We start from the raw sequence: 21,940 nt of genomic DNA on the forward strand, positions 1-21,940 counted from the left end.
CTGCTTCGGCTAACCTGTGACGGTGAAACGCCGCCAATCCCGCCACAGAGCCGGGACCTCGAAGGAGAAAGTATGAGCTATGCCCCACCTCGCAGCGGCCTCAGCGCCGATCAGGCACTCGATCAACTGGAAGCCCTGTATGACGCCGCGGTAGACGCGCTGCGGCAGGCGGTCAGTGACTTTATCAGCCACGGCACACTGCCGGAGCCGCAGGCGCGCGCCGCCGGGCTGTTCGTGTATCCCGAGCTGCGCGTCAGCTGGGACGGGCAGCAATCCGGCCCGAACAAAACCCGCGCCTTCGGCCGCTTTACCCATCCCGGCAGCTACAGCACCACCGTGACCCGGCCGCAGCTGTTCCGCCACTATCTGGCCGAACAGTTGGCGATGCTGGAACACGACTACGCCGCCCATATCGAGGTGGCGCCGTCGCAGCAGGAGATCCCGTTCCCTTATGTGATCGACGGCTCCAGCCTGGCGCTCGATCGCTCAATGAGCGCCGGTATCGCGCAGCATTTCCCCACCACCGAGCTGGCGCAGATCGGTGACGAGACCGCCGACGGCCTGTATCACGCCACCGACAACCATTTCCCGCTGTCGCATTTCGATGCGCTGCGCGCGGATTTCTCGCTGGCGCGTCTGCGGCACTACACCGGCACCCCGGTGGAGCATTTCCAGCCGTTCGTGCTGTTCACCAACTACACCCGCTATGTGGACGAGTTCGTGCGCTGGGCCTGCGCGCAGATCGCCGATCCGGCCAGCCCGTACATCGCGCTCTCCAGCGCCGGCGGTACCTACATCACGCCGGAAACCAGCGCCCCCGAACAGGCGGTGTCCGATCTGGCGTGGAAAAACCACCAGATGCCGGCCTATCACCTGATCTCGCGCACCGGCCAAGGGATCACGCTGATCAACATCGGCGTCGGCCCGTCCAACGCCAAAACCATCTGCGATCATCTGGCGGTGCTGCGCCCCAGCGCCTGGCTGATGATCGGCCACTGCGGCGGCCTGCGCGAAAGCCAGAAGATCGGCGACTATGTGCTGGCCCACGCCTATTTGCGCGACGATCACGTGCTGGATGCGGTGCTGCCGCCGGATATCCCGATCCCGAGCATCGCCGAGGTGCAACGCGCCCTGTACGACGCCACCAAGATGGTCAGCGGCATGCCCGGTGAAGAGGTCAAACAGCGTTTGCGCACCGGCACCGTGGTCACCACCGACGATCGCAACTGGGAGCTGCGTTACTCCGCTTCGGCGCGGCGCTTCAACCTCAGCCGCGCGGTGGCGGTCGACATGGAGAGCGCCACCATCGCCGCTCAGGGTTATCGCTTCCGGGTGCCATACGGCACGCTGCTGTGCGTCTCCGACAAACCGCTGCACGGCGAGATCAAACTGCCGGGCCAGGCCAACCGCTTCTATGAAGGGGCGATCTCCGAGCACCTGCAGATCGGCATCTGCGCCATCGATCTGTTGCGTGCCGAGGGCGATCGCCTGCACTCGCGCAAGCTGCGCACCTTCAACGAACCGCCGTTCCGATAACGGTGCTCAGGCCCGCTGCGGCGGGCCGTTTTTTCCTCAACGCACCAGCGCCAGCGCGCGCTTCTCCTGGCTGCGGCCGCCGGCGATCGACAGCAGCAGGTCTTTCACCAGCAGCGCCGGGGCGGACAGCGACTGTTGACCCGACATGCACAGCGACAGCGGCACCGACATCGTCGGCGCATTGATGCGCGCCATCCAGGCCTTGGCCGGGCCGATCATCGCGCGCGCCACTGACTCCGGCAATACGGTCGCCCCCAACCCACCGGCGATTGCAGCGCTCAGCGCGCCCGAGGATTCGATCTCCCCCACCACGTTGACAGCCAGCTTGCGCAGCGCCATCGCCTCCTCCAGTTGGTTGCGCACCGCATCCCCCTCGCGCGGCAGGAACAGGTTCAGCCGCGCCACGTCCAGCAGCTCGACGCTGTTGCCGGGATGCGGCACGGCGCGCGTCGCCACCAGATAGAGATCCTCTCGCATCAGCGCGACGGTGTGCAGACCGGCGGGCATTTTGGCGCCGTAGACCATCGCCATGTCCAGCGTCTGGTTGGCCACCTGTCCGGCCAGCGCCGCGCCGCTGTTTTCATGCAGGCTGAGCAAAATGCCCGGCTGCTGATCGCGCAGGGTTTGCAACAGCGGCAGCGCCAGCTGCGCCGCGGTGCTGCCCGACGCCAGCCCGAGAGACACCTGGCCGCTCATCGCCTGCCCGGCGCTGTTGACCGCGCTCTGCGCCTGCTCGCACTGGCGCAAAATGGTTTGCGCGTGGGCATACAGAATGTTGCCGGCCTCGGTCGGCTGCACCCCGCGCTTGGTGCGGATCAACAGCTGTTGCTTCAGCTCCCCCTCCAGCGTCGCCAACTGCTGGCTGAGCGCCGGCTGGGCGATATGCAACACCTCCGCCGCCTGGGTCAGGCTGCCGACATCGACGATTTTCACGAAGTACTTCAGACGTCTGAGATTCATAGTGCCTCCAGCGAGCCGCTAAATTGAGAATGCCGAAATCCGGTCATGCAACCGCAGCAAGATCCAGGCCAGAGTCGTCAAAAGGCCAAAAACGGCGGCAAATGGCCGATTATCGGGCGAGACGCGCCACAACGCAGGGCACGCGTTGCACCACCGGCAGGCAACGGCGCCGCCTCAGCGGGCAATCCGGCGGCGCTGCGCGTGAGGTAAGCGATAAAAGCGAGAAAAAGCAGCAGGTTGGGCAATCTTGCAGCAAACGCGCGCGCCGGGCGTTTTCGCGCTTTACAAGCCGCAACCGCCCCGCTATTATTCGCCCCGTTCACACGATTCCTCTGTAGTTCAGTCGGTAGAACGGCGGACTGTTAATCCGTATGTCACTGGTTCGAGTCCAGTCAGAGGAGCCATATTTAGAGAAGCCCGCTCAGGGAAACCCGAGCGGGCTTTTTGCCTTTCAGCCGCCGTCAAAAGCTGCGCTTCGCCACCAGATAGGCGCCCGCCACCAGCAACAAGGCGCCGAACAGCGCCGGCAGATTCTCGCGCAGCGCCGCCGGGCCGGCGCGGTAGACGTCCACCAACAGCCCCATGCACAGCTGGCTGGCGACCAGGATCGAGATGGTGGCCGCCGCGCCCAGTTTTTGGTAGCCCAGGATGCCGGCGAACACGAACAGCGATCCCAGCAGCCCCGGCAACAGCATCCACCATTTGGCGGCGCCGGTCACTTCCGCCACCGCGCCGAGGCCGTTTTTGGCCAGCAGCAACCCCACCAGCAGCAGCAAACCGACGCTGGAGTTGATCACCAGCGTGATAAGGATGGTCGAGACGCTTTCAGTGATGCGCACCATCAGCAAATTCTGCACCACCAGCCCCATCCCGGCCGCGATCAGCAGTAACAGCATATTCATCGCCCTGTCTCCCGGGATCAGCGCGCGGGCGGCGTCGCCCGTTCGTCGAGCCTCAACTGCAGGAACGTCAGATCCAGCCATTGGCCGAATTTGGCGCCCACCTGTTCCATGCGCCCCACGTCGCGGAACCCCAGCACCAGATGCAGCTTAATCGAGGCCCGATTGCCGGATTCGATGCCGGCCACCATCACATGTTTGCCGATTTCCCGCGCCCGTGCGATCAGCGCCAGCAGCAGCGCCTTGCCAATCCCTGCGCCGCGATGCGCCTGATGGACATACACCGAATGTTCCACGGTGTGGCGATAGCCGTCCCAGGCCCGCCAGTCGCCGAACGACGCGTAGCCGATCGCCTCGTCCTCGGCGTTCACCGCCACCAGCACCGGGTAACCCGCCGCCTGCCGTTCGCCGATCCACGCCGCGCGATTGGCCGCATCCACGGTTTGTTCATTCCAGATGGCGGTGCTGTTCAACACCGCGTCGTTATAGATAGCGGCAATCGCCGCGCTATCGTTGAACGTCGCATTTCGTATAATCATGGTTTACCCCGGCCAATTGTCCACTATAATACTACGATATGAATATTAAATTAGACAATCTAAATCAGCTGATCGGCGCACGCATTCGCGTTGAACGCGAAGCGCGCCACTGGTCGCTGTCCGATTTGGCCGAACGGGCGGGCGTCTCACGGGCAATGGTTCATAAGATCGAGCGCGGCGAGAGCAGCCCGACGGCGATGCTGTTGGGCAGACTGGCGGGCGCGTTCAGCCTCAGCATGTCCAAGCTGATCGCCCGAGCGGAAACGCAGGAAGGCCGGCTGCTGCGCCGGGAAGATCAACCGGTCTGGGTCGATCCCGAGAGCGGTTACGTGCGGCGCCACGTGTCGCCCCGCACCGATTTGCCGCTCGATCTGGTGCGCATCGAACTGCCGGCCGGCGCGGCGATCCCGATGCCGGCTTCGGTGTACGCGTTCAAACGTCAGCTGATCTGGGTCTTATCCGGCGCACTGGTCTTTATCGAGGGTGACGCGCGCCATGAGATGGCCGAGGGAGACTGCCTTGAGCTCGGCCCGCCGGCGGACTGCCGATTTGAAAATCAGAGCGACCAACCGTGCGTGTATATGGTGGCGGTGCTGAGCGCCGCCTGACGGCCGTCTGCCCTAACCCTGCGCCGGGCGGTTATAGCCGGCGCGGAAAAACTTCTCCGCCAACCGGCTGTCGCCACCGGAGAAGAACTCGCTCATCGGCTCGCTGCCAAGCCCATAGGCGCGGCTGAGCTGCCCGGCCTCGAACGCCGCCCGGTTCTCGTCGCCGCAGCGCTGCGCCAAATGGTGCGCATAGCCGAGCACGAAACCGCGCTTGTAGTCGGAGCAAAAGCGCGACAGCTCCGCCTCCGGTTTCAGGTTGTCCGCTTTTAATCCCGCCAACAGCCCTTTGCCAAAATGATCCCCCATCGGTTCCTCCTTATCACGCAATCGCTATATAACAAAATATACAGCGAATGAGCGAACGCGAACATACTCCCAAAGTTTTACTCGCCGCATAAAAAAGGCCCGCCAAGCGGGCCTCGGCGAGAACGCGCGATCACAGCGTGAAATTCAGCCCTTCGCTGACGGTGTTGCCCAGCGGCAGGCGGCCCGACGGCGCCTCTTTTTCCTGCAGGAAATCCGGCAGGCGGGATTTGTCGCCCGGTTTGCCGATCGCCACCATGGCGTGCACCGCATAGTCGTCCGGCAGCTGCAGCGCCGCCTTAATCTTGTCGTGGTGAATGCCGCTCATGCAGTGGGTCAGCCAACCTTTCAGGTGCGCTTGATGCGCCAGGTTGGCCCAGGCGGCGCCGGTGTCGAACGCGTGGGTCGGGTTGTCCACCAGTCGCTCGCCGTTCAGGCTGGTGGTTTTGGAGACGATCACCACCAGCGCCGAGGCGTGTTGCGCCCAGCCGCGGTTGAAGTCGATCAGGAACTCCAGGTAGTTCTCCCAGCTGTCGGAGCCGTGCTTGCTGTAGGCAAAGCGCCACGGCTGAATGTTGTAGGCCGAAGGCGACCAGCGCGCCGCTTCAAAGAAGCTCAGCAGCGTTTGATCGTCGATGGCGTCGTTGGTCATCGCGCGCGGCGACCAGCGCTCGATAAATTGCGCATCAATCGGGTAATCGGAGATTCTTGGCTGGCTCATGATAGGTTCTCGCAGTGAAGTAAAAACAAAAGTTCGCTGATATTCCCACAGCTTAGGACGGTAAAACTTTTATTTCGTGCCATTGTCCTGCGGCAGTTCCTGCTGCAGCCAGGCCAGAAACGCCCTAACCGGCGGATGCCGCTCGCGCCCCGGCGCGCACAGCACGCTGTATGCGGCGCCCGGTACGCGCACCTCCGGCCGGTACGCCACCAGCAGGCCGTTGTCCACCATCTCGGACACCATCACCGAGCTGGCGAGCACCCACCCTTGCCCGGCCACCGCCGCCTGCAGGGCGTAATGCTCCTCGTGATAGCTGCGCATCGCCGCATGGCGTCGCCACCAATCGACCCCGGCGGCCCGGCACCAGTCATGCCAGCCGCTGTCGTACAGCGCCGAATCCCCCCACTTGACGGTGATCAGCACCGGATTTTCCGGCTCGGCGGCGGCCAGCCCCGGCGCGGCGTAGACGCCAAAGCTTTCCTCAAGCCGCGCCGCCTGATGCAGCGCGGGATAGTGCGCGCGGCTGTAGCGCACCGCCACGTCCACGCTGGCGTCTTGCTGCAGATCGATCACCTCGGCGCAGGCCTCCAGGCGCACCAGATAGTGCGGATACGCCTGATAGAAGCGCCCCAGGCGCGGCACCAGCCACAGCGCCGCGAACGAGTGCGTCACCGAAACGCACAGCGATCCTGCGCTGGGCTGCGGCCGCAGGCCTTCGAGCGTGGCGGCGACGTCCAGCAGCGCGCCGTGCACCCCGGCAAACAGCGTTTCCCCCTTCGGTGTCAGCCGCACGCCGCGCGGCACCCGCTCGAACAGCGCAAACCCCAACTGCTGTTCCAGCGCTTTGATCTGGTGTGATATCGCCGTCGGCGTCACCGCCAGCTCGGCCGCCGCCAGCTTGAAGCTGCGCAGGCGAGCGGCGGATTCGAAGGTGCGTAATGCGTTGACGGGCAGCGTAGCGAACATGGCGAAGCCTCTCCAGGTGAGTTGAATTCATCCTGGCAGAAAAGCCGTCATTTGTCGCCCGTCGGGGTTTGTTTCTAGAGTAAGGCTGAATTCATTTCACACAGGGGAATATGACATGAATACAACTCATCAATACAAGCGTTTGGCGGTGCTGGTCGGCAGCCCGCGCCGCGACGGCAACAGCGCCACGCTGGCGCAGGCGATCATGGCGGGCGCCGCCGAAGCCGGCACTTCCGCCAGCCTGTATTTTCTCGATGATTACCTGAGCGGTTTTCTGAGCGATGAGCGCCACACGCCGACCGATCGCTACGCCGAACTGTTTCTGGAACATTTCCTGCCGGCCGACGGCGCGGTGTTTTGCACGCCGATTTACTGGTACGGCATGTCGGCGCAAACCAAGGCCTTTTTCGATCGCTCATTCAGCTTCTATTCCAATGCCTACCCTCAGGCGGCGGACGTGCACCAACGCATGAGCGGCAAGCGCATCGGGCTGGCGGTGGCGTCGGAAGAGACCTACCCCGGCGCGGCGTTAGGCATCGTGCATCAGATCCAGGAGTTCAGCCGCTACACCCATTCCGCCTTCGTCGGGCTGGTGCACAGCGCCGGCAACCAACGCGGCGAGATCGCCCGCGATCCACGCAACCCGCTGCGGGCCGCCCGCGAGTTGGGGCGCGAGTTCTTCACTCGCCCCTATTCGGATTATCAGATGGACAGCCCGCGCAGCACGCAGGTGTGGGCGGACTGACGCTTGAGTCTGCCGGCAAACCGCGCTGTCACCCTCCGGCGGCGATCGCCGCCAGCAGATGACGCGCGACGCTTTCGGCGTGTTCCGCCACCTGCGGCAGCCCCATCAGTTCGCCGAAGCGGCCGCGCGCCGTCGGGCCGGCCACCAGCAGGCGCGGGTTGGCCAGGCCGTCGCCGCCGATCGCCTGGCTGTCGGCATTGACCCACAGCCCCAGCCCCAGCGGATCGGCGCGCAGCGCCCCCTGCTCCGCCAGTGAACGGAGCAAGGGGCTGGCGGCGATCAGGCCGGCATGGGCCGGGCCCGTGGTGATCAGCAGCCGCTGCGCCTGCAGCGCCCGCTCTGCGCCTTGGCGCGGCAGAATCGTCAACCTTACGCCCTGCGGCGTTCGCTCCGCTCGACGCAAACGAGCGGCCAATACCTGCAGCGTGCCCGCCGCCTGTTGCTCCGACAGCAGCGTGCTCACCTGCGGCGCAAGGCGATAGCGATGCACGTCCCAATAGGCGCGCAGATGCCGCAGAAAGCGCTGCTGTTCGGTCGGCGTCAACGCTTGCCACAGGCGCTGCCCCTGGGCGCGCACCGCGTCCAACACCGCCTGCCACGGCACCCGTTGCCGAGCGGCGCGCGCCACCTCAAGGCGCACCTGCCGCACCCCATCGCGCAGTCCGGCGGGCGGGGCAAACGACCATGTCGGGTACTCCCCTTCGGCATTGGGGCGCGGCAGCAGGCCGTGACGAGAGAAGGCGGTAATCGGCCCGCGATGCCCGCGGCGGTGCAACGCCGCCACCGTATCGGCCATCGTCAACCCAGTGCCGACGATCGCCAACGCCTCACCGGGTTCAACTTCGTCCAGCGCCTCCGCCGCCCAGGGATTGGCGATCAGACGCGCATCGCGCGCCAGCTCCGGGGCGATCTGCCGCGGCAGCGCGGGCGGCGGATGGCTGGTCGCCAACACCACATAGTCGCCCCACAGCCGTTCGCCGCCGGCGGTGATGACGGTCGCGCCCTGCGCCTGCGGCTGCAGGTGCAGCGCCCGATCGCGCAGGTGCCGCAAGCGGGCCCGGCCAAACTGCGCCGCCTGATGGAAACGTTCCTCGACATAGCGGCCGAAGGCGCCGCGCTGCGGATAGGCTTTACCGTCGCGCCACAACGCCTGCGGATCGGCCACCAATCCGCCGCCCAGGCGATACCAGCGGTCAAAATCCCCCGCCGGCTCATCCGCCAGCTGCATCCGATCGGCCGGGACGTTGATGCGGTGGGTCGGTTCGGTGGTCGAGTAGGCCACGCCATAGCCCGGCGCGGCGCGCGGTTCGATCACCGTGACATCCACCGCTCCGCGCGCCAGCTGGATCGCCAGCGCCGCGCCGGTGAAACCGCCGCCGATAACGATAATATGGGCACGCTTCGCCATCAGCCCTCCCGCTGCGCCGGGCCGGGACGACGATCGCCGCCGATGGTTTCGCCGAACGGGCCGGTATTGATCGTGCGGGCCGTCTGATGGGCCGGCTGCGCCAGCGGCAACAGCGGCATCACCAGTTCGGCGAAGCGGTGGGCCTCTTCCAGATGCGGATAGCCGGAAAGGATGAAATTGTCGATGCCCAGCGCCTGATACTCGCGTATGCGCGCCGCCACCTGCTGCGGATTGCCCACCAATGCGGTGCCGGCGCCGCCGCGCACCAGGCCGACGCCGGCCCACAGGTTGGGGGCGATGCGCAGACTCTCGCGCGAGCCGCCATGCAGCTCGCTCATGCGGCGCTGGCCGGTGGAGTCCATGCGCGCAAAGATCTGCTGCGCCGCCGCGATGGTGTCGTCATCCAGATGCGCGATCAGTCGCTCGGCCGCCGCCCAGGCTTCGTCTTCGGTTTCGCGCACGATAACGTGCAGGCGAATGCCGTAGCTGAGTTTACGCCCCTGCCGCTCGGCGCGCTGGCGCACCGCCGCCAGCTTTTCCGCCACCTGAGCCAGCGGCTCGCCCCAGGTCAGGTAGGTGTCGATCTGCCCGGCGGCGATGTCGAGCGCAGCCGGCGAGGAGCCGCCGAAATAGAGCGGCGGGCCGTTTTCCTGCACCGGCGGGAACAGCAGTTCGGCGCCTTCGACGCGAATATGCTTACCGCTGAAATCCACCTTCTCCCCTTGCAGCAGCCGTTGATACACCGTGAGAAATTCCTGTGTCACCTCGTAGCGTTCGGCATGGCTGAGGAAGATGCCATCCCCTTTGTTTTCCACCGGATCGCCGCCGGTCACCACGTTGATCAGCAGGCGCCCGTCCGACAACCGATCCAGCGTCGCGGCCATGCGCGCCGCCAGACTCGGCGGCTGCAGGCCGGGGCGCACCGCCACCAGATAGCGCAACCGACGGGTGATCGGTGCCAGCGCCGCCGCCACCAGCCAGGAATCCTCGCAGCTTTTACCGGTTGGGATCAGCACGCCGTAATAGCCAAGGTTATCGGCGGCCAGCGCCACCTGCTGCAAGTAAGGCAGGTCTACCGGGCGCCCGCCCTGCGCCGTGCCCAGATAGCGGCCATCGCCGTGGGTCGGCAGAAACCAGAAAACGTTGATGCGTTCTTTCGCTGACTCAGTCATTTATGCTTTTCCTATATAACTATTCTCAATATTTATCGATAGAAAAATCTTGCTTGGTTATAAAACGAAAAGCAGGATGCATGCCACAGTGGCGGATTTTAAAAAGCAATACATATCAATGCGTTGAAAAGACATTACCGCCCGAGCGCTGCTGCATTGGCAGCAGGCGGCGGCGAAAAGCTGTTGCCAATGCAGCACCATGCGCCTTTTACCCTCTCGCGGCCGCTCATGGGCTGGGATAAGATTTTTTTCCCCCTTCGCCGTCAGCCAGGAGACGCCCATGTACGATCCCCAACCGTTCGCCGCCGACAAACCGGTGCTGATCGATCCGGCGTCGCTCGCTCTGCAAAGCGTGCTCGATCGGCTGGCCCCCACCGATGCCACCGTATTGATCGTCGGCGAAACCGGCACCGGCAAAGAGGTGGTGGCGCGCTATCTGCACCACCACAGCGCGCGCCGCCATCGCCCTTTTTTGGCGGTCAACTGCGGCGCGCTGACGGAAAGCCTGGCGGAAGCCGAATTGTTCGGCCATGAGAAAGGCGCCTTCACCGGCGCCGTCGGCACCCATCAGGGCTGGTTCGAAGCGGCGGAAGGCGGCACCCTGCTGCTGGACGAGATCGGCGAACTCAACCTGTCGCTGCAGGTCAAGCTGCTGCGCGTGTTGCAGGAACGAGAAATCACCCGCGTCGGTTCGCGCAAACCGCTGAAGATCGATGTGCGGGTCATCGCCGCCACCCACGTCGATCTGGCCGGCGCAATCCGCCAACGGCGCTTCCGCGAAGATCTCTATTACCGGCTGAACGTCGCGGCGGTGACCTTACCCCCGTTGCGCCAGCGGCCGGAGGACATTCCGGCGCTGACCAGACACTTTCTTGCGCTGTACGCCCGCCGGCTGGGACGGCCGCCGCTACAGTTGACGGTGGAGGCGCAGCAGGCGCTGCTGGACTACCCCTGGCCCGGCAACGTGCGCGAGCTGGAGAACACGCTGCATAATGCGGTCTTGCTGAGCCAGGAGGGGCCGATCGCCCCGCAGCAACTGCGGCTCACGCAACGCCTGACGGATCACGGCGGCGGCGGTGACGACGCCATCGATCGCTTCGTGCAGCAGCAGTTGCAAGGCGACGGTACCCAGCTCTACCAACGGGTGCTGGATGCGCTGGTGCGCAACGCCTTCGAACGCAGCGGCGGCAACCAGCTGCAGGCGGCGGCCTTGCTCGGCGTCAGCCGCAATACCCTGCGCACCCATTTGGCGCATCTTGGCCTGATCAAACCGCGCCGCCGCAGCGTCGGCGCGCCCGCACATTCGCCGGCCATCAGCGCAGCGCCGCTGCCCGAACGCGAACTGCGCATCGGCTATCAAAAATTTGGCAACCTCGGCGTGCTCAAGGCGCGGCAAAGCCTGGAACAGCACTTCGCCGCACAGCGCATCAGCGTACTGTGGAGCGAGTTTCCCGCCGGGCCGCAGCTGCTGCACGCGCTCGACGGCGATGAAATAGACTTCGGCACCACCGGCGAAGTGCCGCCGATCTTCGCCCAGGCGCAGGGCAACGCGCTGGTGTATGTCGGGTTTGAGCCGCCGGCGCCGCAAAGCGTGGCGATGGTGGTGCCGCAAGACAGCCCGATACGCAGCGCCGCCGATCTGCGCGGCAAACGCATCGCGCTCAACAAAGGCTCCAACGTGCACTATTTATTGCTGCAGATGTTGGACGAACAGGGACTGACGTTGAACGATGTGCGCATCGTCTATGCGCCGCCGAAGTATCCGCTGTCGGCGACCGACCTGCAGGCGGTGGACGCCTGGATGATGTGGGATCCGCTGCTCAGCGACGCGCAGCGCAGCGGGGAACTGCGCGTGATCGCCGACGGCACCCAACGGGTGCTCAATCAGCAATTCTATCTGGCGCGCCGCGAGTTCGCCGAGCGCTCGGGCGATCTGTTGCAGCCGCTGATCCAAGCATTGCAGCACACCGGCCGCTACATTGCCGCGCAGCCGAGAGAAGCCGCTCGTCACCTTTCCGACGAACTGGGGCTGGCGAGCGCCTCGCTGGAACTCGCGCTGTCGCGCCGCAGCCACGAGATCCGCGCCATGGATTTGCAGGTGATCCGCCAGCAGCAAAGCATCGCCGACCGCTTCTACGCCCTGGGGCTGTTGCCCAAAGCGATCGCCGTGCGCGAGGCGGTTTGGCCGCTGGGATCTTAGCCTGGCTTCGGGGGGCGCAGCATCGGCCGCCCTTTCTCCTCTGCGCGCAAACTCATATCGCCGTCGGAGCCGGGCGGTAATGCCAATGCCGCAAAGACATTTTTAGGTAAAATATACCGCCGATGTCAGTGCTAGGATTAATTCGCTATCATTTTATGTGCACTTTCAATTAACGTTACCCTGTTATTTTCGCATTCGCCGGTCGTCACGACCGGCTTTTTTATTTCCCCGCTTCCCTGCCAAAAATATCGTTTTTTGGTAAAAAAAAGCGCGCCAGGTAGGATTACATAGCAACTGCATGGCCTTATTTCCCGTGTAGGGCCGTGCATCTCAGAGAGATTGTCGATGTTTCATTGGCCGGCGTTAATCGCCGGCTTTTTTTATCTTCATTTCATGACGCCTGCGCATCGCAGGCCCCACGTCTTATTGCCAAAGAGGATGCGCGCATGCCGAGTCCATTGTTCCGTGAGATAACACTTTTCGGTAAAGAAAAAACCTCAACGCGCGCTATTATTTAATTGTAGTGTTGTCATACCTATTGAATACCCCATGCTTACCGACCCTCGCGGTCGGTTTTTTTTCTTCCTCATCAACCTTTCCGTTGGCGGAAACAGGCTTATGGGGCGTTGACGGGAGGGCGCCATCAAAATATCGATGGCATAACCCAAGCTTTCCGTTGTGATCAGGCAACCTTCTGCCGCGCGCGATAAACAAATCTCATTTTATCGGGATGAAATACCACATGCTGACGTTTTCCTTTTCACCTGGGCAGTGATCGTGAATTTTAAAGATTACGCTTTGCGTGATGAAGATATCCAGGGAAGCCAACACCCCCTCATAGAGCGATAGGATGAACTCGTTTTCGCTCATCTTTTTTTCATTGCGTCTGATCGCAATGTACTTTGCTGATGCGTTGTACAGGCTACAGGTTATTGGATTCTTTACGTTTACCTTCATCTGCCCCCGGCTGATTACCGGCGAAAGCAGTTGCACGATCCTTTTATTCTCGTAATACTCATGCAGATTCAAGTACACGATGCTGCTGGGGAAAGGCTCTTTATCGAAGCCAATAATCGGTTGATAATTGAGAAAAGGCCAATCGCGCAGGGTTCTGAATGTTCTCGGCGGGCAACCGAATTGATTTGAAAACGCACGGCTAAATGATTGCTGAGAACTAAATCCGGAGAGCAACGCGATTTCATAGATCTTCATATCGGTACATTTCAGCAATAACGTCGCGCGGCTTAGTCTGCGCTTTCTGATATAAGTCCCTATCTTCATCCCTTCATACAAATAGAACATCCGCTGTAAATGCCCGATGGAATACCCTGACTTAATGGATAGCGCCCTTATTGATACATGGCTTTGTGTATCAATAGCTTTTTCAATGATAGCGATTATCTCATCTAAAATATTGCGTCTGAACTTGTTAGAACAATCCATAGTAAAGCCTGTCATCTTGCTATTTTTATTATTGAATGCATCTCTCTTCTTGCGGAACCAAAAGCTGTCCGGCTTGCTTTCTTTCGAAGAATGGCATTCCCATATCCGTTCAAATATATCCACGCATCACGTTGCACAAAAATCATTTCCAGGGCGAAAGATGCCGATTCACCTCTCGCACAAGATGAGATTCACAAAGAAGTCGTGTGGAAAAACGCTGATAAACCACGGACGCCAAGACAGAAAACGCTCAGCGTTTATTCTGCCTCAAAAAACGCAGGCCACAGCCAGAAGATAAATAGCAAACGCTATTTTTCGTGAAAATACCCCCCTCATACTCCTCCCTGAATGTCATTATCCTTGATACCCCCTTGGATTAACCATTATTTAATTGCGCAATCCCCTGCCTGGCCTATTTACCGCTTAACCACCCACTCTTAAACATAGAATAGTTAATTATTTCGATTCGAAAAGATGTTACTGTCAATAAATTGACAGCCATATAGAGTTTTTATCTATCAATGAGCAAAAAATGTGCTCCCACCACCTTGGCTCATTCATATAAATTTATAAAAATCAATAAATTAATATACTTAAAATGTATCCCTGCACTTTCTCCTTCTTCGCCATACGCTGCTATCTGGTAAATGACACTTTTAAGTACATTTTTTTTAATTTACCGCGTTAATATTGCAAGCGTTCTATACTCAGGATATTGCCTAAAAGAACGGATAAATTGGGGGCTTATCGCTGAATACCGATAACGCGTTATTTTACCCAACGCAACCATTAGGCAGATAACTAAAAGGGAGCTCCTGCATGTTTATAACCAAAGTCATTGAGGAGCTGCTCGCCTGGGTGGAAGAAAGTGGGTTCAATGAGAAGCTCACCGTTGAGATGCTGTCAGAAAAAAGCGGATATTCACGCGGGCATATCCAAAAAGCGTTTAAAGATGAAACAGGGATGACTTTCGGGAGCTATGTGAGGGGCAGAAAACTCATTCGCGCCGCATTTATGTTGAAAGCGACGAACCTCTCTATTTCCGATATCGTTAAAGCGCTGAACTTTCAGTCATATCAATCCTTTGAACGGGCGTTTCGCAAGCAATTCAGAACCTCGCCGATGCAGTATCGCAAAAGTAAATCGTGGGACGTGTCCTCCGCCATCCCATTGCTGTTTCTCGACGGTATTCCCGAGCATCGCTATGTGCACCTGCCAAAATTTTTCGACGATTCAGGGGATGGCGTTGATGCAGAGATAGATCACTTCCATCCTGCGGTTTCCGCGCTGCGATTGGCGGCAATTGATAACATGAAAAAAACGGATAGCGGCGTGATTAACTTTTTCAATTTTGGCGCGAGCATCAAGAAAGAGAATTACGTCAGCATCTATTTGAAGACCCTCTATATTTCTGAAGAGGACTGTCTTGGCAGCGTGCTTGCCTCTCTGGCCGACGCCCAGGGAAAAAAAGACATGCAACTTTATGCAGAGTTCAGTTATGACGGCGCAAGCGATGAGGCGCAAAAATTCACGCAAAGTATCTACACCAAATCATTCCCGATAAATAAAGTTGGCATGATCGATCGCTTTCTCATTGAAATTATCACCCCCAAAGGCGGCGATAGAATAGAGATGAAGACCTATATCCCCATTGTCTTCCCTATCAAGCACAGAGAGAAAGAGGTAGCGCCAGGGCCAGCGCGGTAACCCTGTCACTATCGGCGTTGCTATTTATTAAAAAGGGTAATGATTTATATTAAACAATAAAGAGTTATGATGAATTTAGGCTCAAAACCACTCATTACCCACTCGCTGCAAAGCGCCAACTTTAAGACTTATCTAATTGGAAAACACATCAATATCGCCATGAAGATCGCGCCAAGATGAGTTCTTCTCGCCCCCACAAGGAATCACCGCTTATCCGTTAAGCGTTGACTTCGATATGACTTACGTACCAAAACCTTAAATATCAATGTGTTACCCACATTTGCTTTTTGTGCGGCCGATTGGATAACTTATTGTTTTTATTCTATTTGCACTAAATACCCCGCCTGAGCGCAACCGGCATTTTTCGCTTTATCCCGCCCGCACGCTTGTAGACATCCCCAGGTAGTGACGATATTTTATTTCTACGAGACTTATTTTTACGGGTGCTATCAATATGCCTTAAACAAGAATAAAGCGCGTCAGGAAAATAGAATTATGAGTATTCAAGTATGGTCTAAAAACCTAAAAAAACACTATCCTAATGTTAATGTTGAAAAAGTCACCGTCGGCGAACGCGGGAAAGGTTATATTGTCTATGTCGATGGGGAAAGAATGGCATTAAATCATTTTTTTCGCCGTTTCTATCGACACCGGCTTGATAAAGAATGACGTTTCATCCTGAACTCAACGCAGGGTAAACCTCTACGCAACCTCGTGATTAAAAGCAATTTCGCATTCATCATCACTCTAAATAATTAGTCCAGAGAGGCTCTTTCATTCAATGCGCTTATCACTGCAATAAAATATCGGATTGTCCAGCGCACCCAAAACCGTATCTCTGCGAGACGGTTACAACCCGGTATTAAATAAAAATGTTGATGGTTATTTTTATCGCGCGCGTTCTGTCATCGCCCAATAAAAACCCCTTATCTTGGTCTGGCGACTGATCCAAGCCGCAATGGCCACTGTTGAAATGGATATCAAAACGACAACTCAATGCCCCTAAAGCGTTAAAGAATAAAAAGTCTCAAGGCGGGACATGCCTTGCCTTTCGCGCCGGCATTTTCACGCGTTGGCAGCGATGGGATGGTGATCCAATGTGGATTTAAAAGTCAAAGGAAAACATATGATTAGAACATCGTTTGGTAAGAGAGCCGCAATAATCACGTTCTTTTGCTTGCTGGTTTTTTCTGGCGTCGCGTTAACCGTGGGGGGAATTTGGCTGATCGCCCTCGGCGGATCGTTCTACTATGCCATTACCGGGATAGGCTACATCGCCGCCGCAGTGCTGGTCCTCAAGCGCAGCAAATCGGCTTGTTACTTAACCGGCCTGCTGTTTTTGATGACGGTGCTGTGGGCGCTTTGGGAATCGGGGCTTAACTACTGGGCATTGTTCCCTCGTCTGCTGGTGCCCGCCGGCCTCTCTATTATCGCCGCGTTTTTACTTCCCTCGTACCTGCACGGCGCCAAGAGTCAAAAGCAGGCTTACATCGCCGGTTCGGCATTATCCGTGGCCTTTGTCGCTTTCTTTATCGGCGCCTTCTTTCCCCATGGCGAAATTACCCCTGCTGGCGACGTGACGTTTATCGAGAGCAAAAGCGACAATGCGCCTGCCGATTGGAGCGCCTATGGCCGCACGACGGAAGGAACGCGCTACGCGCCGTTCAATCAGGTGAACCGTTCAACCGTCAAAGATCTGAAACTCGCCTGGGTGTATCGCACCGGCGATTTCCGGCCGGGCGTGGACCAAAATACCCCGCTCGCAATTGATGATGTGGTGTATAGCTGCACGCCCAACGGCCTTATCACCGCTATCGATGCCGATACGGGTAAAGCGCGCTGGAAATTTGACTCGCATTCCACCTCCCCCGTTTGGCAACGCTGCCGCGGGCTTGGCTACTACAAAAATGAGGATGTTGCGCCAGGCGCTCTGTGCGAGAAAACGATCGTTCACACCACGATCGATGCCCGCCTCATTGCGCTGGATGCCCAAACGGGCCAGAAATGCCCCGCCTTCGGTCAAAACGGTGAGGTGAATCTCGGCCAGCATATGGGGGAAGTCAAACCGGGTTATTACTTCCAAACCTCGGCGCCGACCATCGCCAGAGGGAAGATTATCGTCGGCGGCTGGGTTATCGATAACGTAATGAAAGGCGAGCCTTCCGGCGTCATCAGGGCGTTCGACGCCAAAACCGGCGAGTTGGACTGGGCGTGGGACTTAGGCAATCCGGGCATCACCAAGGCTCCGCCGGCCGGAAGCACCTATACGCGCGGCACGCCGAATATGTGGACCACCGCCGCCTATGACGACAAATTAGGCTTGTTGTATGCGCCGCTTGGCAATGCAACGCCCGACTATTACGGCATGAATCGCCCGGAAAATTCGGATGAGTACAACTCTGCCCTGGTCGCCATTGATATTGAAACAGGCCGTGAGCGCTGGAAATTCCAAACCACGCATCACGACATTTGGGATTATGACCTCGCGTCCCAACCCGCGCTGGTGGACGGTTTTGATGAGCAACATCGCCCGGTGCCCGCCCTTTTGCTCGGCACCAAACGCGGGCAGATTTTCTACCTGAACCGGGAGACCGGCAAACCGTTGGCGCAGGTTGAAGAGAAAGCCGTGCCGACGCAAGGCGCCGCAGAGGAAGAGCGCCTCTCGCCAACCCAGCCGTTCTCCGTCGGCATGCCGACCATTGGCGCCGAACGCCTGACCGAAGAAAAAATGTGGGGCACCACCCTGTTTGACCAGATGGCCTGCCGCATCCTGTTCAAACAGATGAATTACCAGGGCGACATGACCCCGATCGGCACCCACCCAACGCTCGAGCAGCCCGGCAATTTAGGCGGACTCAACTGGGGGAGCATGTCGATTGATCCTGTGAACCATATGGCTTACATGAACGATGTGCGCATCCCGAATGTGTTTTGGTTAGTGGCGCGCGACAGCTATGAACGCGTCGCGAAGCAGTACCCGCAAAAAGTGATCGATGGCCACGGGCCTTCTCCCATGATCGGCACGCCATACGGCATGATCACGTTGATGTGGATGTCGCCGCTCGAAGTGCCTTGCAACCAACCCCCTTACGGCACGATCACCGCCGTCGATTACAAAAACAAAAAGATCGCCTGGCAGATACCGGCCGGCACCGCCGAAAAAATGGGGCCGCTGGGCATCAGATCGCACCTGCCGATGCCGGTTGGCATGCCCACCTACGCGGGCACCATGACGACCGCCGGCGGCCTGGTCTTCTTCGCCGGCTTCCAGGACTATTATCTGCGCGCCTACAACAGCAGCACCGGTAAAGAAGTCTGGAAATATGCGCTGCCGGTCGGCGCGAGCGCGACGCCGATGAGCTACGTTTCGCCTAAAACCGGCAAGCAATACATCGTTATTGTGGTCGGCGGCGCCGCGCATTCGTCAGAAACCGGCGATTACGTGATGGCGTTTGCGCTACCTTAACCCTTTGCCCCGTTTGCCTGTGCCATCCCACAGACAAGCGGGGCGAAGGCCGGCCTTGCGCAACTGCGCTTTCTTTATCGACAGCGGCCGCCATGGCCGCTGTTCAGCCTTGACCGGCGTGCCCGCCTGAAGGCCGGCACGCAGAAAAACCGTGTGATAACGGCGAGAAAAATTAAATCCACAAAAGGTTCACGATGGAAACATTCTTCACCATATTGATCTTATTGCTCACCGTCTCGTTGTCCGGCGTCGTGACGCGCATACTGCCCTTCCAAATCCCGCTTCCGCTGATGCAAATCATCGTTGGCGCCATGTTGGCCTGGCCGCAGTTTGGGTTGCATATCGACTTCAATCCCGAGCTTTTCTTGATGCTGTTTATTCCCCCGCTGCTGTTCGCCGACGGTTGGAAAACGCCGGCGCAAGAGTTCATCCATTACGGCAGAGAAATCCTTTGTCTGGCCCTGGTGCTGGTGATCATCACGGTCGTCGGGGTGGGTTATCTGATTCACGTCCTGCTCCCGTCAATCCCCCTCGCCGCCGCATTTGCCCTGGCCGCCGTTCTGTCGCCAACGGACGCCGTGGCGCTGTCCGGCATCGTCGGTAAAGGGCGCATGCCCAAACCCGTGATGAGCGTGATCGAAGGGGAGGCGCTGATGAACGACGCCTCCGGGTTGGTTTCCCTCAACTTCTCCATCGCTGTCGCGCTCGGCGCGATGGCGTTTACCCTGGAGAGCGCCTTTCTGACCTTTCTACAGGTATCGATTGGCGGGGTGCTGTGCGGCATCATTATTGTCTTTCTGTATAATCAAATGGTTAAGTTCATCCATAAATGGATGTATAACGATTCCGCCACCCAGATTATTTTCTCGCTGTTACTGCCCTTTTCCTGCTATCTGATTGCGGAAAGAATCGGCGTATCCGGCATCCTGGCCGCCGTCAGCGCCGGCATGATGATTGGCCAATCCAAAGTGAATCGCAGCATGCCGCTGGTGCGTTTACGCACCAATAACATTTGGGAAATGCTCGAGTTCGTGTTTAACGGCATGGTGTTTATTCTGCTTGGGCTGCAGCTGCCGGGCATCTTGAACTTCACCGTGGCGCAAACCGGTATCGATCATTCCATCAGCCTGGAGACGCTGCTGGCTTACGTGGTGATCATCTATTTTAGTTTGATCGCCGTGCGTTTGATTTGGCTGTGGCTGATGAAGGTCGGCAGCGCGACCCTGATGCGCAAAGATCCGCTGTTATTTGCAAAATTCAGCACGCGCGATCTGTTCGTCGCCGCCTTTGCCGGGGTGCGAGGGGCGGTGACGCTGGCGGGCGTGCTGTCAATTCCGCTGTTTTTATTGGATGGCTCGCCATTCCCGGGGCGGTATCAGCTGGTGTTTATCGCCTCGGGGGTCATCTTGCTGTCGATCGTCGTCGGCATCGTCACGCTGCCCTTCCTGTTGCGCGGCAATCTGCCGCCGGAAGAGGATCAGGAAGAGGCTTTCTCCGTTTCAGAAGCCTTGGCGAGCGCGGCGACCAAAGCCGTCAACGAAACCAAGGAAAAGCTGCTCGTGGCCCCGCCGGACGACGCCACGCCGGAGCTGATTGAAGAAACGACGCGGCGGATGCTGGACGTGCTGCAACGTAAAATTCTGACCAAAGAAGACGTTAAGAATATCGTGGCGCTGAAGCGGCTGGAAAAGCAGCTGTACTTAGCCTCGTTGCACGCAGAAAGAGAAGAGCTGTACCGGCTGCGCCGCATGAAGAAAATCAGCCATGAGAAACAGAGAAAGCTGCTGCATCGCATTGATATTACTGAGGTGCTGATCGCTGAAGACAGCGTTTAAACGAGGAGATGAAGGCGGTTCACCCCCCGCCTTCGGCGCGCGGTTGCCGGCCCAACGCCGCAATCGCGCGCCGCAATCGAACGGGAGCTCTCACGCCACGCCCGCCGTTCGGCTATCTGTGGTACCACGCCTTGAAATACTTCAAAAAGCTGTAGGACACCGCGTAAACGCCGGTCACGGCCCCGACCCGGCCCGCTTTCCAGGCGCCGCTGAAAATGTACCACTTGAAAAATGCGCCGATGGCGCTAATCACCCCTCGGAGAATCGATGGCCTTATCGCCTTGTATTTCACCACGCGCGCCGTATAGCTATTCAGCTTGGCAAACACTTCCTCGATTGAGAAAAAAGTGTCGTGTTTAACGTGCCCGGCCAGTATCAAGGTGGATGCGCCCCCTTCCGCCGCATCATCTACCGGCGCATCATTGAACTTCACCACCTGGCGATGAAAAAAGCGAATGGGGAAATCCGGTGACGAGACGGGATAAAGCGTTCTGACCGCCTGTCCCAACACAAACCAATCGCGACGAATGCGATAGGCGTTATTTTTGTCGGGGCCTGGGGTGCGCTTGAAAAGCCGCATCGCGTCAACCGCTTCATCATCCATGATCTCATCGCTGTCCAGGCACAAAACCCAGTCATGTCGCGCGCGGGATATGGCGTAATTCATTTGCCGGCCATGGGTTTCAAACGGGTGATAAAGAGGCTTGATATTGAAATCGTCGCAAATGGCCAACGTGCCGTCAGTACTGCCCGAATCCACCACGATGATTTCATCGGCGAACGCCGCCACAGGTTGCAACACGTCACGCAGCAGGCGCGATGAATTAAACGTCAATAAACACACGGAAATCCGGTTACAAAAATCCATTTTACAATCCACGACACTGAGAAAATGCAGTCCATGCCAAAAACGGCGGGCGCGCCGTGCAAAAACGCGCGCCCAAAGCGCTTCTCCTGCCCCGAGCGCCTCTTCGATTAAGTATTTAGAATATTGGCTGCCCTGTCATGCCCTGGATGATGGCATCTGACTATTTCATCAATTTCAATAAAATCAACGAGTAACAAAAATTGAGCTCGGGCATTCACCGCACCGTCTCACGCGCCGGCGGGCGCCGAACACGAGAGCGGCGCTTGGCGGCGCTTTGGTTTTGTTATAACGTATCAAAAAAAGCGAAGGGAAGACGACGATGAAAATCCAGCTGTCGCTGCTGTTTCTCAGCCTGTTGGCCGGCAAGGCTGCGGCGTTTCAGTCAAAAGTGCCCGAGCCGCGCACCGAACAGGCGCGTGCGGCGGAACAGAACATCGAAAATCTGTTTTACGGCTTTCACGCTATGGATGCCCAGCCGGTGAATATCGGCCGCTGTGAGGCGGTGCCGGTGGCGGGATGCCAGTGCGCCTTCTGCACCCAGCTGCGGCAGGCCGGGCGCTGACG

At 58.8% G+C, this 21,940-nt stretch carries 19 protein-coding genes and 1 tRNA gene; 10 read left to right on the top strand and 10 right to left on the bottom strand.

The features are described from left to right. Positions 1–72: 72 nt before the first annotated feature. Complete coding sequence (locus tag ACSBQV_RS11445; RefSeq protein WP_099782202.1) at positions 73–1,536, top strand: AMP nucleosidase; 1,464 nt, start codon at positions 73–75, stop codon at positions 1,534–1,536. Positions 1,537–1,572: 36 nt separating this feature from the next. On the opposite strand, the gene nac is transcribed toward ACSBQV_RS11445, so the two are convergent. Then, complete coding sequence (gene nac / locus ACSBQV_RS11450) at positions 1,573–2,496, bottom strand: nitrogen assimilation transcriptional regulator NAC (RefSeq protein ID WP_033643686.1); 924 nt, start codon at positions 2,494–2,496, stop codon at positions 1,573–1,575. 328 nt (positions 2,497–2,824) lie between these two features. Between nac and ACSBQV_RS11455 the strand changes: the two genes are divergently transcribed. Further along, a tRNA-Asn gene (locus tag ACSBQV_RS11455) sits at positions 2,825–2,900 on the top strand. A gap of 57 nt (positions 2,901–2,957) precedes the next feature. On the opposite strand, the gene ACSBQV_RS11460 is transcribed toward ACSBQV_RS11455, so the two are convergent. Next, positions 2,958–3,398, bottom strand: a complete 441-nt coding sequence (locus ACSBQV_RS11460) for a DMT family transporter (RefSeq protein WP_033651828.1) — start codon at positions 3,396–3,398, stop codon at positions 2,958–2,960. Positions 3,399–3,415: 17 nt separating this feature from the next. After that, positions 3,416–3,934 carry a GNAT family N-acetyltransferase gene (locus ACSBQV_RS11465; protein ID WP_099782204.1) on the bottom strand — a complete coding sequence of 173 codons (519 nt, stop codon included), beginning with the start codon at positions 3,932–3,934 and terminating at the stop codon, positions 3,416–3,418. 38 nt (positions 3,935–3,972) lie between these two features. On the opposite strand from ACSBQV_RS11465, the gene ACSBQV_RS11470 reads away from it, so the two are divergent. Next, a complete protein-coding gene (locus ACSBQV_RS11470; protein WP_099782206.1) occupies positions 3,973–4,542 on the top strand; it encodes a helix-turn-helix domain-containing protein in 570 nt (189 codons plus the stop codon). A 12-nt stretch (positions 4,543–4,554) separates the two neighbouring features. Here ACSBQV_RS11470 and ACSBQV_RS11475 read toward each other — a convergent pair whose 3' ends face one another. The 3 genes from ACSBQV_RS11475 to ACSBQV_RS11485 form a co-directional block, all read right to left on the bottom strand. Then, the gene (locus ACSBQV_RS11475; protein ID WP_033643690.1) at positions 4,555–4,848 is read right to left on the bottom strand and encodes a DUF2623 family protein; all 294 of its coding nucleotides are present in this window, start codon (positions 4,846–4,848) and stop codon (positions 4,555–4,557) included. Between the two features lie 130 nt (positions 4,849–4,978). After that, on the bottom strand, positions 4,979–5,566 hold the full coding sequence (locus tag ACSBQV_RS11480; RefSeq protein ID WP_033643691.1) for a nitroreductase family protein: 588 nt from the start codon (positions 5,564–5,566) through the stop codon (positions 4,979–4,981). Positions 5,567–5,635: 69 nt separating this feature from the next. Beyond that, positions 5,636–6,532 carry a LysR substrate-binding domain-containing protein gene (locus ACSBQV_RS11485; RefSeq protein ID WP_099782208.1) on the bottom strand — a complete coding sequence of 299 codons (897 nt, stop codon included), beginning with the start codon at positions 6,530–6,532 and terminating at the stop codon, positions 5,636–5,638. A 115-nt stretch (positions 6,533–6,647) separates the two neighbouring features. Here ACSBQV_RS11485 and ACSBQV_RS11490 point away from each other — a divergent pair, with 115 nt between their 5' ends. After that, positions 6,648–7,277 carry a flavodoxin family protein gene (locus ACSBQV_RS11490; RefSeq protein ID WP_099782210.1) on the top strand — a complete coding sequence of 210 codons (630 nt, stop codon included), beginning with the start codon at positions 6,648–6,650 and terminating at the stop codon, positions 7,275–7,277. Positions 7,278–7,305: 28 nt separating this feature from the next. On the opposite strand, the gene ACSBQV_RS11495 is transcribed toward ACSBQV_RS11490, so the two are convergent. Together ACSBQV_RS11495 and ssuD are read right to left on the bottom strand one after the other, a co-directional pair. Then, complete coding sequence (locus ACSBQV_RS11495; protein WP_099782212.1) at positions 7,306–8,685, bottom strand: FAD/NAD(P)-binding protein; 1,380 nt, start codon at positions 8,683–8,685, stop codon at positions 7,306–7,308. Continuing rightward, positions 8,685–9,857 carry an FMNH2-dependent alkanesulfonate monooxygenase gene (ssuD, locus tag ACSBQV_RS11500; protein WP_099782214.1) on the bottom strand — a complete coding sequence of 391 codons (1,173 nt, stop codon included), beginning with the start codon at positions 9,855–9,857 and terminating at the stop codon, positions 8,685–8,687. The genes ACSBQV_RS11495 and ssuD overlap by 1 nt, the downstream gene beginning before the upstream one ends. 280 nt (positions 9,858–10,137) lie before the next feature. Here ssuD and ACSBQV_RS11505 point away from each other — a divergent pair, with 280 nt between their 5' ends. After that, a complete protein-coding gene (locus ACSBQV_RS11505) occupies positions 10,138–12,057 on the top strand; it encodes a sigma-54-dependent Fis family transcriptional regulator (protein ID WP_099817886.1) in 1,920 nt (639 codons plus the stop codon). A gap of 717 nt (positions 12,058–12,774) precedes the next feature. Here ACSBQV_RS11505 and ACSBQV_RS11510 read toward each other — a convergent pair. After that, positions 12,775–13,623, bottom strand: a complete 849-nt coding sequence (locus ACSBQV_RS11510; protein ID WP_223524802.1) for a helix-turn-helix domain-containing protein — start codon at positions 13,621–13,623, stop codon at positions 12,775–12,777. A 696-nt stretch (positions 13,624–14,319) separates the two neighbouring features. Between ACSBQV_RS11510 and ACSBQV_RS11515 the strand changes: the two genes are divergently transcribed. The 4 genes from ACSBQV_RS11515 (at position 14,320) to ACSBQV_RS11530 (ending at position 20,508) form a co-directional block, all read left to right on the top strand. After that, entirely contained in the window at positions 14,320–15,207 is an 888-nt protein-coding gene (locus ACSBQV_RS11515) for a helix-turn-helix domain-containing protein (RefSeq protein WP_033643699.1), read from the top strand. A gap of 495 nt (positions 15,208–15,702) precedes the next feature. Further along, positions 15,703–15,876 carry a hypothetical protein gene (locus ACSBQV_RS11520; protein ID WP_154219870.1) on the top strand — a complete coding sequence of 58 codons (174 nt, stop codon included), beginning with the start codon at positions 15,703–15,705 and terminating at the stop codon, positions 15,874–15,876. A 457-nt stretch (positions 15,877–16,333) separates the two neighbouring features. After that, entirely contained in the window at positions 16,334–18,673 is a 2,340-nt protein-coding gene (locus ACSBQV_RS11525; RefSeq protein ID WP_232099495.1) for a membrane-bound PQQ-dependent dehydrogenase, glucose/quinate/shikimate family, read from the top strand. A gap of 194 nt (positions 18,674–18,867) precedes the next feature. After that, on the top strand, positions 18,868–20,508 hold the full coding sequence (locus ACSBQV_RS11530; protein WP_099782220.1) for a Na+/H+ antiporter: 1,641 nt from the start codon (positions 18,868–18,870) through the stop codon (positions 20,506–20,508). A 112-nt stretch (positions 20,509–20,620) separates the two neighbouring features. Here ACSBQV_RS11530 and ACSBQV_RS11535 read toward each other — a convergent pair whose 3' ends face one another. Further along, a complete protein-coding gene (locus ACSBQV_RS11535; protein WP_094143562.1) occupies positions 20,621–21,376 on the bottom strand; it encodes a glycosyltransferase family 2 protein in 756 nt (251 codons plus the stop codon). A gap of 319 nt (positions 21,377–21,695) precedes the next feature. Between ACSBQV_RS11535 and ACSBQV_RS11540 the strand changes: the two genes are divergently transcribed. Beyond that, positions 21,696–21,938 carry a hypothetical protein gene (locus ACSBQV_RS11540; RefSeq protein WP_015378427.1) on the top strand — a complete coding sequence of 81 codons (243 nt, stop codon included), beginning with the start codon at positions 21,696–21,698 and terminating at the stop codon, positions 21,936–21,938. The last annotated feature ends 2 nt before the right edge of the window (positions 21,939–21,940 follow it).

It is taken from the genome of Serratia sp. B501 (genome assembly GCF_051172315.1).
Taxonomy (GTDB): domain Bacteria; phylum Pseudomonadota; class Gammaproteobacteria; order Enterobacterales; family Enterobacteriaceae; genus Serratia; species Serratia ureilytica.

Bases quoted from the DNA above. Each gene is read 5' to 3' on its own strand.
- ACSBQV_RS11460 (WP_033651828.1), bottom strand. From the start codon at position 3,398: ATGAATATGCTGTTACTGCTGATCGCGGCCGGGATGGGGCTGGTGGTG.
- ACSBQV_RS11515 (WP_033643699.1), top strand. From the start codon at position 14,320: ATGTTTATAACCAAAGTCATTGAGGAGCTGCTCGCCTGGGTGGAAGAA.
- ACSBQV_RS11505 (WP_099817886.1), top strand. From the start codon at position 10,138: ATGTACGATCCCCAACCGTTCGCCGCCGACAAACCGGTGCTGATCGAT.
- ACSBQV_RS11525 (WP_232099495.1), top strand. From the start codon at position 16,334: ATGATTAGAACATCGTTTGGTAAGAGAGCCGCAATAATCACGTTCTTT.
- ACSBQV_RS11445 (WP_099782202.1), top strand. From the start codon at position 73: ATGAGCTATGCCCCACCTCGCAGCGGCCTCAGCGCCGATCAGGCACTC.
- ACSBQV_RS11485 (WP_099782208.1), bottom strand. From the start codon at position 6,532: ATGTTCGCTACGCTGCCCGTCAACGCATTACGCACCTTCGAATCCGCC.
- ACSBQV_RS11530 (WP_099782220.1), top strand. From the start codon at position 18,868: ATGGAAACATTCTTCACCATATTGATCTTATTGCTCACCGTCTCGTTG.
- nac (WP_033643686.1), bottom strand. From the start codon at position 2,496: ATGAATCTCAGACGTCTGAAGTACTTCGTGAAAATCGTCGATGTCGGC.
- ACSBQV_RS11465 (WP_099782204.1), bottom strand. From the start codon at position 3,934: ATGATTATACGAAATGCGACGTTCAACGATAGCGCGGCGATTGCCGCT.
- ssuD (WP_099782214.1), bottom strand. From the start codon at position 9,857: ATGACTGAGTCAGCGAAAGAACGCATCAACGTTTTCTGGTTTCTGCCG.
- ACSBQV_RS11495 (WP_099782212.1), bottom strand. From the start codon at position 8,685: ATGGCGAAGCGTGCCCATATTATCGTTATCGGCGGCGGTTTCACCGGC.
- ACSBQV_RS11470 (WP_099782206.1), top strand. From the start codon at position 3,973: ATGAATATTAAATTAGACAATCTAAATCAGCTGATCGGCGCACGCATT.
- ACSBQV_RS11475 (WP_033643690.1), bottom strand. From the start codon at position 4,848: ATGGGGGATCATTTTGGCAAAGGGCTGTTGGCGGGATTAAAAGCGGAC.
- ACSBQV_RS11480 (WP_033643691.1), bottom strand. From the start codon at position 5,566: ATGAGCCAGCCAAGAATCTCCGATTACCCGATTGATGCGCAATTTATC.
- ACSBQV_RS11535 (WP_094143562.1), bottom strand. From the start codon at position 21,376: ATGGATTTTTGTAACCGGATTTCCGTGTGTTTATTGACGTTTAATTCA.
- ACSBQV_RS11520 (WP_154219870.1), top strand. From the start codon at position 15,703: ATGAGTATTCAAGTATGGTCTAAAAACCTAAAAAAACACTATCCTAAT.
- ACSBQV_RS11490 (WP_099782210.1), top strand. From the start codon at position 6,648: ATGAATACAACTCATCAATACAAGCGTTTGGCGGTGCTGGTCGGCAGC.
- ACSBQV_RS11540 (WP_015378427.1), top strand. From the start codon at position 21,696: ATGAAAATCCAGCTGTCGCTGCTGTTTCTCAGCCTGTTGGCCGGCAAG.